The 15,191-nt window shown below is 66.5% G+C and carries 7 protein-coding genes and 2 pseudogenes; 6 read left to right on the forward strand and 3 right to left on the reverse strand.

What is annotated here, in order from left to right:
* Nucleotides 1-212: 212 nt before the first annotated feature.
* Nucleotides 213-1,535 carry an MFS transporter gene (locus RH91_RS01725; protein WP_010160763.1) on the forward strand — a complete coding sequence of 441 codons (1,323 nt, stop codon included), beginning with the start codon at nucleotides 213-215 and terminating at the stop codon, nucleotides 1,533-1,535.
* Between the two features lie 3 nt (nucleotides 1,536-1,538).
* Here RH91_RS01725 and RH91_RS01730 read toward each other — a convergent pair whose 3' ends face one another.
* On the reverse strand, nucleotides 1,539-3,833 hold the full coding sequence (locus RH91_RS01730) for a glycoside hydrolase family 3 N-terminal domain-containing protein (protein ID WP_029623517.1): 2,295 nt from the start codon (nucleotides 3,831-3,833) through the stop codon (nucleotides 1,539-1,541).
* 189 nt (nucleotides 3,834-4,022) lie between these two features.
* Here RH91_RS01730 and RH91_RS01735 point away from each other — a divergent pair, with 189 nt between their 5' ends.
* From RH91_RS01735 to RH91_RS01750, 4 genes are all read left to right on the forward strand, one after another.
* On the forward strand, nucleotides 4,023-5,003 hold the full coding sequence (locus RH91_RS01735) for a LacI family DNA-binding transcriptional regulator (protein WP_010160765.1): 981 nt from the start codon (nucleotides 4,023-4,025) through the stop codon (nucleotides 5,001-5,003).
* A 38-nt stretch (nucleotides 5,004-5,041) separates the two neighbouring features.
* Nucleotides 5,042-7,993, forward strand: coding sequence for a TonB-dependent receptor (locus RH91_RS01740; protein WP_232283379.1), 2,952 nt, complete (start codon nucleotides 5,042-5,044; stop codon nucleotides 7,991-7,993).
* Nucleotides 7,994-8,097: 104 nt separating this feature from the next.
* Nucleotides 8,098-9,519 (forward strand): glucoamylase family protein, encoded by a 1,422-nt coding sequence (locus RH91_RS01745; RefSeq protein ID WP_010160767.1) that lies wholly within the window; start codon nucleotides 8,098-8,100, stop codon nucleotides 9,517-9,519.
* On the forward strand, nucleotides 9,519-12,590 hold the full coding sequence (locus RH91_RS01750; protein ID WP_010160768.1) for a discoidin domain-containing protein: 3,072 nt from the start codon (nucleotides 9,519-9,521) through the stop codon (nucleotides 12,588-12,590). Before RH91_RS01745 ends, RH91_RS01750 begins: the two co-directional genes overlap by 1 nt.
* Nucleotides 12,591-12,809: 219 nt before the next feature.
* Here the strand turns inward: RH91_RS01750 and RH91_RS01755 are convergent, their stop codons facing one another.
* Both RH91_RS01755 and RH91_RS01760 read right to left on the reverse strand, forming a co-directional pair.
* Nucleotides 12,810-13,649, reverse strand: coding sequence for an RMD1 family protein (locus RH91_RS01755; RefSeq protein ID WP_010215200.1), 840 nt, complete (start codon nucleotides 13,647-13,649; stop codon nucleotides 12,810-12,812).
* A gap of 181 nt (nucleotides 13,650-13,830) precedes the next feature.
* A pseudogene (locus RH91_RS01760) lies at nucleotides 13,831-14,175 on the reverse strand (integrase core domain-containing protein); the annotation flags it as partial.
* 51 nt (nucleotides 14,176-14,226) lie between these two features.
* Here RH91_RS01760 and RH91_RS01765 point away from each other — a divergent pair.
* Nucleotides 14,227-15,151: pseudogene (locus tag RH91_RS01765) on the forward strand (PhzF family phenazine biosynthesis protein).
* The last annotated feature ends 40 nt before the right edge of the window (nucleotides 15,152-15,191 follow it).

The following is a 15,191-nucleotide window of genomic DNA, read 5'->3' on the forward strand; positions in this document are numbered from 1 at the left end:
TCGCCGTTCAGGATCCTCCGTATCCCCTCCATCTCCAGGGCACCTTTCCGAACGAGCAAGGCGACTGGAAGCAGATCCCATGGGTTGTCGACTTTGGTCCGCTCGAAACGAACACTTCCGGATAGTGTCGGAACCGATACCGTGCGACGCAAACCAGACCTCGCCGACGATCAGTCACACGGACGCCCATGCAAAGCCCATCTCCTGCCCTGATGCGTCCCGGTCCGGCCCAGTTCGTGCTGTTCGGCGCGGGCGATTTCGCGTGCAACCTGTATTGGCAAAGTGTCTCGCTCTACCTCTTGTTCTTCTACACCGATGTCCTTGCCCTTCCGGCAGCGCTGGCGGGGACGCTCTACATGGCAGGTGCCCTTTGGGACGGGATCGCCGACCTTCTGGTCGGCATCGCAGCGCAACGCCCCGGTGTGCGGTATCGGCGGTTTATCGCAGCGGGCGCGGTGCCGCTCGCGGGGGCGTTCGTGCTGCTGTATGCAACGCCGCACCTGTCGGGCGGCTGGCTCGCGGGGGCGATCGCCGCCACGCAGATCCTGTTCCGTACGCTCTATGCCACGGTCAACGTGCCCTATGCCGCGTGGAGCGCCCGGTTCAGCAGCGACAGCCGCGACCGGACGACGCTCGCTGGGGTGCGGATGGTGTTCGGGACGGTGGCAGCGCTGGTCGTCACGGTCGGCACGCCGTGGATCGCGCTGCGCACCACCGGCGACGCGACCGGACAGTCGGGGTTCGCCGCCGCCGCAATCGTATATGGCGTGGTGGGCAGCGCCCTGTTGCTCACGCTGACTGTTTTCGCCCGCGAAAGTCCTGCCGTACAGCGTTCGCCTACCCCGCTTCCGCTCCTGACGGGGCTGCGCTTGCTGCTCGGCAATCGCGCGTTCGTGACGCTCAATCTCGCGGCGATGGTCGCAGGGCTGGCGGCAGCGCTGCTGACGCAATCGGTGCTCTATTATTTCAAGCATGTCGCGGGGCAACCAGCGCAGGGTCCGCAGACGCTCGCGTTGATGGCGCTTGCCGGGACGGTCGCGGTGCCGGTGTGGATGACGGTCACGCGCTGGATCGGGTTGCGCGGGGTGTGGTTCGTCGCGGTCGGGTGGGGACTGGCGTGCCTTGCGGTGTTCGGCGCTGGTGGCCTCGCCGCGCCGGTCGTCGTGCTCGCGCTGCTCCAGGCGGCGTTTACCGGATTCAACCTCGTCTTCTGGTCGATGCTGCCCAACACGGTCGAATATGGCGAAGCGCTTGCCGGGACCCGGGTCGAGGCGCTGGCGTTCGGTGTCGCCGCCCTCCTGCAGAAGCTCGGGCTGGCGGCGGCGGCGGGGGTGCTTGGGCTGTTCTACCGCCATATCGGCTATGTCGCGGGCGCGGTGCAGACTGGGGCGACGATCGCGGGGATCCGCGACCTGATGCTGTACGCCTGCTCGGCGGGGCTGGTGGCGTCGGCGCTGATCATGCTGGCAAACCCGCTCAAGCGCGGCGTCCATGCCGCGCTGGTCGAGGATCTGGCCGACCGCACCGACGCCTGAGGGTCAGCTCGCGACGAGGTCGAACGTCCCGCTGACACCCTCCGCCTGTGCCGACGGCGCGACCCAGATGCGGAACTGCCCCGGCTCGACCGTCGGTTTCAGCGCAGTGCCGATGAACAGCAGGTCGGCGCGCTTGAGGGTGAAGACCACCTCGACCTGCGCCCCGGCCGCCACGCGGACGCGGCGGAACGCCTTGAGCTCGCGGACCGGGCGGGTGATGCTGGCGGCGACGTCGTGGATGTAGAGCTGGACCACCTCGTCCGCCGCGCGGCTGCCATCGTTGGTGATCGTCGCGCGGACGGTGAGCTCGCCGTCCCACGCGAGCTTCCCCGTGCCGAGTTGCAGGTTGCCATAGGCGATCTTGCCGTAGGTCAGCCCGTGCCCGAACGCGAACCGCGCGGCATTGGGCGCTTCGCGGTAATGCGCCTTATATTCGGTCAGCTGTTCCGTAAGGTTCGGCCGCCCGGTCGATTTGTGCGCATAATGATAAGGCTCCTGCCCGGTCGAGAACGGGAAGCTGGCGGGCAACCGTGCCGATGGTGCCGCCAGCCCGAACAGGATGTCGGCGATCGCCGGGCCCGATTGCGACCCGAGGAACCACGTCACGAGGATCGCCGGCGCATCCAGCACCGCGCCCGACAGTTCCAGCGCGCGCCCGTTGCGGAGCGCGACGACGATCGGCTTGCCCGTCGCGGCGACCGCGGCGGCGAGCGCCAGTTGCGGCGCGGGGATGACGATCGCGTCCCGCGACTGTGCCTCGCCCGACATGTGCTGCCCCTCGCCGATCGCGAGGACGACGATGTCCGCGGCCCGTGCCGCGGCGACCGCGGCGTCGATCCCGCCGGGAAGCGCCTGCTCGATCCCGGAACCGGCGGTTGCGGTCACCATCCCGGCGTCGGCGACGACAGCGCGCACGCCCGTCAGCAGATCCACCGCCTCGCTGTCCGATCCGTAGACATTCCATGGCCCGATCAGATCCTTCTGCCCTTGCGCAAACGGACCGATCAACGCGATCCGCTTGCCCGAGCGGGGCAAGGGCAAAAGGTCGCCGTCGTTCTTGAGCAATACGATCGACCGGCGCCCCGCGTCGCGCGCGAGCGCAAGATTTGCCCTGGTCCGCACCCGCGTCCGCTCGCGCTTCGCATCGATCCGGCGGAACGGATTATCGAACAGGCCGAGCGCCTGCTTGACGCGAAGCACGCGCCGCACGGCCTGATCGAGCCGCGCCATCGGCACCGCGCCCGACGCGACCAGCGCGGGCAGGTGATCGCGGTAGAAGCTGCTCTGCATGCTCATGTCGACCCCCGCCAGGAACGCGAGCCGCGTCGCCTCGCGCGCATCGGCGGCGAAGCCGTGCGCGATGAGTTCCTCGTCACCGGTATAATCCGACACGACCAGACCGCCGAACCCCCATTCCTTGCGCAACACGGTGTCGAGCAGCCACGGGTTGGCGGTTGCCGGCACGCCCGAAATCTCGTTGAACGACGCCATCGTCGACAGCACGCCCGCGTCGAACGCCGCCTGGAACGGCGGGAAATAGACGTCGCGCAAGGTCCGCTCGGACACGTCGACGCTGTTGTAATCGAGCCCGGCTTCCGCTGCGCCATAGGCCGCGAAATGCTTGGCGCAGGCCATCACCGCATCGTCGGCGGCGAGCCCCTTGCGACCCTGGAACCCGCGAACGCGCGCGGCGGCCATCATCCGGCCAAGGAACACGTCCTCGCCCGCGCCTTCGACCCCGCGACCCCAGCGCTGGTCGCGCGCGATGTCGACCATCGGCGCGAAGGTCCAGTCGATCCCTGCCGCCGACGCCTCGACCGCCGCCGCGCGCGCGGTGCTTTCCGCCAGATCGGGGTCGAAGCTTCCAGCCTCCGCGAGCGGCACGGGAAAGACGGTTCGGAAGCCGTGGATGACATCGGCGGCAAAGAGCAGCGGGATCTTCATCCGCGACTCGCGCACCGCGGTGCTTTGCATCCGCTGCGCCATGTCGGTGCCGTGGCCGTTGAACACGCCGGTCAGATGCCCGTCACGGACTTCGGCAAGTTGCGTCTCAAACGTCGCGCCCGCCTTGATCGGGTTGAGCGCGTTCGCAGCACCGCCTGCCCAGGCGGCCGCGTTGAGCGTGAGCTGTCCCGCCTTTTCGGCAACGGTCATGCGCGCGATCAGCGATTCGATCATCGGGGACGCGTCAACTTGATCCGCCGCCGCGAGCAAGGCGCGCGCAGGACTCGTCGCCCAGGCGGTCACCGCGCCTGCGCCAAGCAGCATTGCGCGTCGTGAAATGCTCGACGTTTCCATCGCTTATCCTCCCCTTGGCGGTACGGCCACGTGCCCCCGTCCTTACCGAAACAGCCGGTCTTGAACACCGCTTTTGAATGATGTAACCGGTTACATCAAGCAGGGAGATCGGCACGGGCCACTGCCCCAGCCGACGCAACGGGCTCGCGAACGGTTTCGCGCGCCACACAGGGAAGGACGTTTCGAAAGATGGCGCAGGCCACGATCCGCGATGTCGCTCGCGAGGCGGACGTGTCGGTCGCCTCGGTGTCGCGCGCGCTCAACGGGCACAGCAACGTCCGGCCAGAACTGCGTCTGCATATCGAGACCGTTGCCGCCGCGCTCGGCTACGTCCCGCACGCGGGGGCCCGCAACCTCAGCATGGCGCGCGCCAACGCCATCGGTGTCGTCCTTCCGGACCTGCACGGCGAGTTCTTCTCCGAAACGCTGCGTGGGATGGATCGCGCAGCGTCGGAACGCGGGCTGCAACTGCTGTTGTCCAACCTGCACGACGGCGACCGCGCGGTGCGCATGCTCCACACGATGCGCGGCCGGGTCGACGGGCTGATCATCATGGCGCCGCATATCGACCCCGACCTGCTGCTCGCCGGGCTCCCGCCGAGCATCCCCGCGGTGCTCGTGAATTGCGACGCGCCGGGGAAGGACCGTCCGACGCTGCGCGTCGACAATGTCGCGGGTGCGCGGACGATGACCGAGCATCTGATCGCGACCGGACGGCGCGAGATCGTCCATCTCTCCGGCCCCGACAGCAATGCCGAGGCGCGCGAGCGCATCGCCGGCTATCGCGCCGCGATGGAAGCGGCAGGGCTCGCGCCGCACGTCGTCGCCGGCGATTTCATGCAGGAGACCGGGGTCGCGCTGACCCCGCAGATCCTGCGCGATTACCCGACGGCGGATGCGATCTTCGCGGCCAATGACATGATGGCGCTCGGCGTGCTGATCGCCTTGCGCGCGGCCGGGATCGACGTGCCCGGCCGGATTGCGCTCGCGGGGTTCGATGACGTCCCGCTGTCGCGGCTCATCTCGCCTGCGCTCACCACGATGCACGTCGACATTGCCGGGATCGGCGCGCGCGCGATCGCACGGCTGACCGAGGCGATCGCCGGCTCGACCGATCACGCGCTCGAGGTGTCGTTGCCCGAGCTGATGATCCGCGAAACGACCAAATGAAGCCCGCGTCAGTCGGGTATTAAACAGGGAACACGAATATGAGTATGCGTAACCAGAAGTTTCTTCGGCTGTTGCTCGCCAGCGCAGCCTTCTCCGCCGCGACGACGGGCCTGTCCCCCGCCTACGCCCAGACCAGCACCGCGGCGATCCGTGGGCAGGTGACCGATGCGGCCGGTACGCCGGTCGCCGGCGCAACCGTCGCCGCGGTCAGCAGCGATACCAACCAGACCTATCGCGCGACCACAGATGCAAACGGCGGATACACGCTCAACGGCCTGCGTCCGGGATCGTATCAGGTCACCTCGACCGCGACCGACGGCCAGACCAACACCCAGCTCGTCACCGTCGCGATCGGCCAGACCGCCTCGCTCGACGCGACGGTCGAGGCCCCCGGCTCCGCACCGGGTGCCACGCCATCGGGCGGGAAGGACATCGTCGTCACCGGCAGCCGCCTGCGGGAGACGCGCACCAGCGAGATCGCGACCAACGTCAGCCAGGCGCAGATCCGCGCGCTGCCGCAGACCGACCGCAACTTCCTGTCATTCGCGGCGCTCGCTCCGGGCGTGCGTTACAATGACAGCGAAACCGGCAAGGGCATCCAGTCGGGCGCATCGACCGCCAGCCAGGTCAACGTCTTCATCGACGGCGTCAGCCTCAAGAACAAGCTCAGCGAGGGCGGCATCGCCGGCCAGCAGAACAGCCGGGGCAACCCGTTCGGGCAGCTCGCCGTGCAGGAATTCCGCGTGCTGACGCAGAATTACAAGGCCGAGTACGAACAGGCGGGGTCCGCGATCATCACCGCCGTGACCAAGTCGGGCACCAACCAGTTCCACGGCGAAGTGTTCGGCCAATATACCGGCAAGGGCCTGTCGGAGACGTCGTTCATCGACAAGCGTGACGGCAACCCCAAGCCCGATTTTACGCGCAAGCAATATGGTATCGCGCTCGGCGGGCCGATCATCAAGGATCGGCTGTTCTTCTTCGGCACGTACGAGGGCAACGACCAGAACCGCGCGCTCAACGTCAAGAGCACGGGTTCGGCGGATGCGGTCAACGAATTCAACCAGGTTTCGGGCCGGCGCCTGTCCGACTTCGAGGCTCCGTTCATCAGCCCGTTCCGCGGCGATTTCTACTTCGGCAAACTGACGCTGACCCCGGATGACCGCCAGACCTTCGATGCATCGTTCAGCCGCCGCCAGGAAACCGACATCCAGAATTTCGGCGGCAACGTCTCGTATGAGAATGCCGAGAACAAGCGCAACATCATCGACACCTATCAGTTCAAATGGGCGTATAAGGGCGACAAGTTCGTCAACGAATTCAACGCCAACTATCTGCAATATACGTTCAACCCGACGTCGCTCAATCCCGACCTGCCGACCTACGACTATAGCGGCGTCATCATTTTCGGCGGCAAGGATTCGACCCGCAAGCAGGTCCAGCAGAGCTATACGCTGCGGGACGACTTCACCTATTCAGGGGTGGCGGGCCATACCTTCAAGGTCGGCGGTCGCGTCGAGATCACCGACATCTCGTTCGACAACCGGCTGTATACCCAGCCGCGCTACACCTTCCTACGCGAGCCGCAGAACAACCTCAACTTCACCTTCCCGGGCGAAGCGCGGCTTGGCCTCGGCAACGGGTTGATCCAGGGGTCGAACACGCAGATCGGCCTGTACGCACAGGACGATTGGGACATCACCGGGCGGCTCCAGCTCAACCTCGGCGTGCGCTGGGATTATGAGACGAACGCGGTCAACAACGATTATATCACGCCCGTCGCTGCGGCGGCGGCGCTGCGGTCGTTGCCCGCGACGTCCTATTTCAATCCCGAGAATTACATCTCGACCGGTACGAACCGCAAGCCGTTCGCCGGGGCGATCGCGCCGCGGGTCGGCTTCTCGTGGGACATCAAGGGCGATCGCTCGACCGTGATCTTCGGCGGGTTCGGGCGCTATTACGATCGCAACAACTTCAACAACACCGTCGACGAGCTGTCGCGCTCGATCAATCCGGTCGGGATCTTCCGCTTTTCGTCGGACGGCCTGCCGCGCAACGGCTTGCCGACGATCCGCTGGGATCCTGCGTACGGCACGCGCGACGGCCTGCTCGCGCTGCGTGCGGCGTCGACCAGCGCCGGTGCGCCGGAAATGTTCGCGGTCAAGAACAACGCCAAGCCTCCGGTCAACGATCAGGTCAGCTTCGGCGTTCGGCAGCGGCTCGGGGTGTTCGAGGCATCGGTTACCGGCTCTTACCAGCGCGGTCGCAACGGCTACACCAACCTCTTTGCAACCCGCAACGACGGTGGGTTCGGCACGTGCTGCAATACGTCGACGATCGTGCCGCTGGGCTATTCGAACGTGCTGATCGGCTATGACGGCCTCGACACACGCTACAAGGCGCTGTTCGTAACGCTCGACAAGAATTACACCAAGACGTCGGGCTGGGGCCTCAACGTCGCCTATACGCTGTCGAAGGGCGAGCAGAATGGCGGCGACCTGTTCAGCCTCGATCAGGTCACGCCGGACGCCTATGGCTGGCGGCCCCGCGACGGCGACGAACGGCACCGCGTCGTGGTCTCGGGGATCGTCGACCTGCCGCTCGGCTTCCAGTTTGCTTCGCTCACCACGCTCGGCAGCGGGCAGGCGTTCCGCGTGACCGACGGGACCAACGGCTCGAGCTCCGGTTTCAACAATTTCAGCGCGCGTTATCCGCAGAAGAACTGCCTCGGCGGGGTATTCGCCTTCTGTGAGGTCAACGTGACCTTGTCGAAGAAGATCCCGGTGCTGGGCAAGGACACGCTCGAGGCGGCGGTCGACGTGTTGAACCTGTTCAACAACAACAACTTCTCGGGCTTCGACGATTTTTACAACAACACCATCAACCCCGCCACCGGGCGGATCACCGACCCGCTCGATCCGGCGCGGATCGGCAATTCGCTGCTGACGCTGCCACGGCGGATCCAGTTCCGTCTGGGGTATCGTTTCTAAGGGGGATGTCGTCGCCCCCTTCCCACCGTCATTCCCGCCCACGCGGGGATGACGGAAGAAGGGGGGCGAACACCCTGCCCCATTACGTTCCAAAGGCTTACCTCATGATCGACCGGCGGCATTTTCTGGGCACCGGCGGGCTTGTGCTGGCCGGTGTGGCAAGTGCCGGCCTGGCCGCGCCACGGCGAGTCCGGCGTCCGGCCCGTCCGGCACCACAGGAAGCGCTGATCGGCGACCTGCAGGAACGCACGTTCCGCTATTTCTGGGACACGACCGACCCCGCCACCGGTCTCGCGCCCGATCGCTGGCCGACGCCGTCCTTTGCGAGCATCGCCGCGACCGGCTTCGCGCTGACCGCATACCCGATCGGCGTGGTCAACCGCTGGATCAGCCGCGATCAGGCGCGCACGCGGACGCTCGCGACGTTGCGCTTCTTCGCGAACGCGCCGCAAGGCCCCGCCCCGAGCGGCACTGCGGGGCACAAGGGGTTCTTCTACCATTTCCTCGACATGCAGAGCGGGACGCGCTTCCGGCAGACCGAGCTGTCGACGATCGACACCGCGCTGCTGCTCGGCGGCGTGCTGTTCGCGCAGAGCTGGTTCGACAGCGACCATCCCGACGAAGCGCAGATACGCTCGCTCGCCGAACAGATTTACGCCGCGGTCGACTGGACCTGGTTCACCCCGCGCGCGCCATTCGTCTCGATGGGCTGGCATCCCGAACGCGGTTACATCCCGAGCGACTGGGACATCTACAATGAATCGCTGATGATGTACCTGCTCGCGCTCGGCTCGCCGACGCACCCGCTGCCGGCGGAAACGTGGACGGCATGGACCGATCGCTTCGCAGCCTCGTGGAGCGACCGCTGGGGCGAGCCGCATCTCGCCTTCCCGCCGCTGTTCGGCCATCAGTACAGCCAGACCTGGGTCGACTTCCGCGGCATTCGCGACCGCTTCATCGCCACCAAGGGCCTCGACTATTTCGAGAACAGCCGCCGCGCGACCCATGCGCAGCGCGCCTATGCAATCGCCAATCCCGGCAAGTTCGCAGCCTATGGTCCCGAAATCTGGGGGCTGACCGCGTGCGATGGCCCCGGCGACTTCAAGACCCGGATCGACGAGGTCGAGCGCAGCTTCTTCAGCTATTCCGCCCGGGGCCCGGGCGACCGCGACGACGGCACGATCGCGCCGACCGCCGCGCTCGGCTCGATCGCCTTCGCCCCCGAGATCGTCCTTCCCGCTGCGGACGCGCTGCACACGCGTTACGGCAGCGCGATCTACCAGCGGTACGGCTTCATCGATTCGTTCAACCCGACCCTCACGGTCGCACGGCCCGAGATCCATCAGGGTCGCGTGGAGCCCGGGATCGGCTGGATCGACCGCGATTACATCGGGATCGACCAGGGTCCGATCGTCGCGATGATCGAGAACCGCCGGACCGGGCTGATCTGGCGGACGATGCACAAGAACCCGCATCTGCGCCGCGGGCTCAAACGCGCCGGGTTCAGCGGCGGGTGGCTCGCGTGATGCTGGCAACACTTCTGCTGGCGGGGGCCGCGCCGACACTTTTGCTGGACGGGTTCGAGACCGCGCAACCGTGGCGCGCTGACGCCTCCAACGGCGTCGATGCGCGGCTCGATCTTGTCCCGGGCGCGACGGGCAAAGCGCTGCGGCTGCGCTATGACTTTCGGCAGGTCGCGGGCTACGCTTTCGCGCGGCGCGCGCTGCCGATCGACTGGCCGCCCAATTTCAGGATCCGCCTGAAGATCCGCGGGACCGGCGGGGTCAACGACCTGCAGATCAAGGTCAGCGACGCGAACGGCGCGAACGTGTGGTGGGTGCAGCGGCGCAACTTTCGCGCGTCGTCCGACTGGCAGACGATAGAGCTGCGGCCGCGCGACTTTTCGTTCGCCTGGGGGCCGAGCGCGGACAAGACGCTGCGGCGTACGGCTGCGATGGAAGTCGTCGTGGTGCGCGGGCGCGACGGCGGTGCGGGCGAGGTCGCGATCGACGACCTCGAATTCGGGGCCCTGCCCGTGCCCGGCCCGCTCCCCGCGCCACGTGCAAGCGACCCGCGTGTGATCGACCACGATCCTGCGACCGGCTGGACCGGGCGGGGTGGCGACAGCGTCCAGATCGATTTTGGCGGAATCACATCGCTTGGCGGCGCGGTGCTGCACTGGGCGTCCGGTCGTGGAGCGCCGCGATACGGCGTACAAGGGTCGGACGACGGGCAGCGCTGGCGGACGCTTCGCACCGTGACCGATGGCGACGGCGGCGCCGATCCGATCGCGCTGCCCCAAACCGACCTGCGGTATCTCCGCGTGCAGCTTCCGCCCGGCGCACCCGCCGCGATGCTCGCCGAGATCGAGACGCGTCCGCCCGAAGTCGGTGAAACGCCCAACGCCTTCGTCGCCGCGCTCGCGAAGGATGCCCCGCGTGGCACCTACCCGCGCGGGTTTACCGGCGAGCAGCCCTATTGGACGCTGGTCGCAAGCGACACCGGCGCGACCTCCGCGCTGATCGGCGAGGATGGTGCGATCGAGGTCGCCAAGGGCGGGTTCTCGGTCGAGCCCTTCGTGGTCGCGGACGGGCGGACGTTCAGCTGGGCGGATGTCATCGCCAGCCAGTCGCTCGAGGACGACGGTTTGCCGCTACCGCATGTCGCGTGGCAGGGGCAGGGCTGGCGGCTCGATACGTCCGTGTTTGCGGATACCGGCTCGCCCCGGTTGATGGCGCGCTGGCGTCTGACCAACACCGGCACCACCCGTCGTCGGCTTCGGCTGCTGCTCGCGGTCCGCCCGCTGCAAGTCAACGCGCCGACCCAGTTTCTCGGGCAGGCGGGCGGCGTCAGTCCGATCGGGCAGATCGCCTGGGACGGGCACACGCTTGGCGTGACCAATGTGCCCGCGATTGCGGGGGATCCGCCGATCACCCGTCACCTGACGCCGCTGGTCGAGCCCGATGCCGTGGCAACCGCGCCGTTCGATCGAGGCGCGCTCGCGGTGACCGACATGCCTGCCCGGCACCGGGTCGACGACCCGGTCGGGCTGGCGTCCGCAACGCTGCGCTACGATTCGATGCTCGCCCCCGGCGCGAGCGTGGACGTGCCAATGGTGATCGCGTCGGACGCGCCGCCTGCCCCGGTCACCCGCGCCGCGTTCGACCGCGCGCACGACGCGACGCGCGCGCGCTGGCAGTCTCTGCTCGGCGGGGTGACGATCTCGGTCCCGCCAGCGCAACGCGCGGTTGCCGAAACGGTCCGCACCGCACTGGCGCAGGTGCTGATGAGCCGGACGGGTCCGGCACTGCAACCGGGGACTCGCTCCTACGATCGCAGCTGGATCCGCGATGGCGCGATGATGTCGGATACATTGTTGCGGCTCGGCCTGCCCGGCCCCGCGCGGACCTTCGCCGACTGGTATGGAACCAAGCTGTTCGCGAACGGAAAGGTGCCGTGCTGCGTCGATCCGCGCGGAGCCGATCCCGTGCCCGAGAACGACTCGAACGGCGAATACATCCATCTCGTCACACAGCTCTACCGCTTCACCGGCGACCGCGGCGCCCTTCTGCGGGACTGGCCGAGGATCGATGCCGCGCGACGCTACATGGACACGGTGCGCGCGGCCGAGCGCGGTCCTGCCGCGACGCCACTGACACGCGGGCTGATGCCCGCCTCGATCAGCCACGAAGCCTATTCCGCCGCGCCGCAATACAGTCTGTGGGACGATTTCTGGGCGCTGACCGGCTATCGCGACGCAGCCTTCGCCGCGACCGTGCTACGCCGGCCTGAAGCCCGCGCAATCGACGCCGCGCGTGCAAGCTTCGCGACCGATATCCACGCCGCCATCGGTGCTGCGACTACGACGTTCGGGATCGACTTCATCCCCGGCGCGACAAGCCTTGGTGATTTCGACGCGACCTCGACCACGATCGCGCTCGACCCGGCGGGGGAACAGGATACGCTCGATCCGGCGTTGCTGCGCCGGACGTTCGAAAAACAGTGGACGCGCGTTCTCGCGCGGACTGCGCCGGGGGCGGACTGGGCAGACTATACGCCGTATGAACTGCGCAATGTTTCCGCCTTCGTCCGGCTGGGCTGGGCGGAGCGGGCGAACCATCTCCTCGAATTCTACATGGCGGGGCGGCGTCCTGCGGCATGGAACGGGTGGGCCGAAGTTGTCGGCCGCCTGCCGCGCGAGCAACGCTTCATCGGCGACATGCCGCACGCTTGGGTCGCCTCCGACTTCATCCGCGCGGCACTCGACCTGTTCGCTTACGAGCGCTCGTCGGACCATGCGCTCATTCTCGGCGGAGGGCTCACGGAACGCTGGCAGGTCGGGCGGGGCAGCGCAATCCGCGGGTTGCATACCGCTTATGGTACGCTCGACGTATCGGTCCGCCGCCAATCGGGGGCGCTGGTGATCGAAATCGGCGGTACGGCGCGACCGCCCGGCGGGTTCGTCATCCCCTGGGTGTCGGGGGGACGGCCGGGCCAGGCGCGGGTAAACGGGAAGTCGCGGCGCTTCGCGTCGGACGGGCTGCATGTTCGGGCAAACGGCAAGCGAGTCCTGGTCGTCGTCACGATGCCTCATTGACGTCGACGACGCTCAACGGTCGTTTATGCATACGCACGGGCCTCAAGGCACCGTCTCACGCGGCATGCCACACACCCAACGATCGTAAGCGGTGGCCTGGACCCAATGTCCGTCATTCGCACCGCCCGAAGCGCGTTTCCAAACCGGACGTTCGTTCAACCGGCTTTCGTCCGCATCGCCTTCTCGACGCTTTCCTGCGGCTATGCGTTGATATCGTTTTCAGTGCCGCCACAACTCGTAGATATTGAGCGCGACCTCGAACGCGATCAATCCGATCACGGCAAGCTCGAGCCGCAACGAGCGCTTGTCCTGCACCAGATCGAGCAACCACTCGGCGGCATCGCCGATCACCTCGAGCTTGCGTTCCATCGCACGGGCTCGGTCCCCAAGCTCGAACTCGGCTTCCAGACGTCCATAAAGACGGTCGAGCTCTGGATGATCCCAAAGCAGGTCCGGCTTCTCCATGATCTGCGCGCGACCGACGACCCGATGCTGCGCCGCGAGGACATCGCCGATGCTCCGCATGACCCGCCGGATCGGCATCACCGCGCGGCCATGGACGCGGAGTTCGTTGATCAGCGGCTCCACGCGATCGAAGGCTTCGGCGATGCGACCTTCGTCCCGCGCCAGGACGACGCTTCGGGCGACAACTGTGGCGGTCAGCAACAGGCGTTCGCGCGACGCCTCTTTCAGCCGTATGTGCCCGTCTGCGCTGACGGTCTCCTCGCGGTCTGCAAGGATCTCTATCCAGGCGGTTTCAGTCTCCGGCGTGGCGAGCGGTTCGATGACGTGATCGGAAAGATGTTCGATCAAGCGGCGTTCGGTCTCGGCCGAAGCGCCGATCAGGACCAGAACGCCGTAACGGAAGACGAAGGCCGCCCCAACGCCCGACAGGTTCAGGGTTTCAGGTTCGGCAAAGTCTTTCAAATTGCGGGTATCGACGCGCGTACCAAGCAGGAGGGCGCGGACGTCGCCTTGCGTTGGTTCGCCCGGTAACGCAGCTCCGAGCACTTCACGGATTCCCACGCTGATCGTTCGCAGGGGACTGCCCTCAACCATGTCGCGTCAGAACCATGAGACCGGCCTTCTTATCGTTGCGACACATCGATCCCGAACCGCATCGACGGCATTCGGGAACCTACGGAGCGTCACATGATTCGTGGGTGCCGTGCAACCGCCGGAAGACTAGCTGTCTTCTCAGCGATCATGGCTTATGGCGTACTCTGACATACGCCCAATTTCAGGCCGCTGATACGTCAGCTTCGGTTTTGATATGCCCCTGGCGGGGGTGGTTCGTAAACTCGGCGGGTGCCAGCCCGCCAAGGCTGCCGTGGGGACGGACGGTGTTGTAGTCCGTCCGCCATGCCTCGATGATCCGCTCCGCCGCAGCCAGCGAAGGGAACAGGTGCCCGTTCGGGCACTCGTCGCGCAAGCGACGATTAAAGGATTCCACGAAACCGTTCTGCTGGGGCCTGCCCGGCGCGATGCAATGCCACGCGACCCCGGTGCCTTGGCACCGGGCGAGAACGGCGTAACGCGTCAGCTCGGCTCCGTTGTCGCTGACCACCATGCATGGCAGTCCACGACGCGCGCATGACAGATTTTAGGAAGCGAAGACAGCCATCTTGCATCGTGTATGGTGGCTCGGTTGACAGCAGACCGGAAAGACCGCGTGGCCCGTATCCCCTTCTATACCGCCGATGTGTTCACAGCGAGCCGCTTCGGCGGCAACCCCCTCGCCGTGGTGACAGGTGCCGACGCCCTCGACGATGTGACCCTGCAGGCCGTAGCGGCGGAGTTTAACCTAAGCGAGACGACCTTAGTGCTCGCGCCCGTAGACCCTGCCAACACCGCACGCGTTCGCATTTTCAATCGAACAGCCGAAATGGCGTTTGCCGGTCACCCGATGGTTGGAACCGCTTTTTTTCCTTGCGAGACAGGACCCCGATCTCAACGTCGCTACCTTTGAAATTCCCGCCGGTATCGTGCGTGTCCGGATCGACCGCGATGCTTGGGGCGAGCCGATCGGCGCCACCATAGCGGCACCCCAACCGCTCAGTATCAGCGGCACGATTTCACCCGAGGTCATCGCCCGAGTCTTGCAAATACAGCCCGACTCCGTGGTGACGGCCCATCACCTTCCGACTGTCGCCTCGAACGGCAATCCTTATGTCATCGCCGAGCTTACCCGCGAAGCATTGTCGCAATGTGAACCTGACCTCGCAGCGTTTCGGACCGCGCTCGGCGCCCATCCGCAGTTCGGCAACCGCTTTTCTGTTCACGTCTACAGCAAGGATGGCAGTGCCCTCCGCGCCAGAATGTTCGCACCGTTGGCAGGCACCTGGGAGGACCCCGCGACCGGCAGCGCCAACGCGCCGCTCGCCTGTTTGCTGCTATCGCTCGACCCGGATGCCGAGGAGGCCAAGTTCGAAATTCATCAAGGCGTTGAGATGGGTAGAGCAAGCTTGCTGCATGTCGATGCGCGACGGACCCCGAACGGTATCGTCGCGACATTGCGCGGATCATGCGTGCCCGTAATGCACGGGGAGATCGATCTGTAACTGCGTGCCCGCGGTTGTATGCCCCCGGACGCCCGGTGGC

Origin of the sequence: Sphingomonas sp. PAMC 26617 (genome assembly GCF_000242835.1) — a bacterium.
GTDB lineage: Bacteria > Pseudomonadota > Alphaproteobacteria > Sphingomonadales > Sphingomonadaceae > Sphingomonas.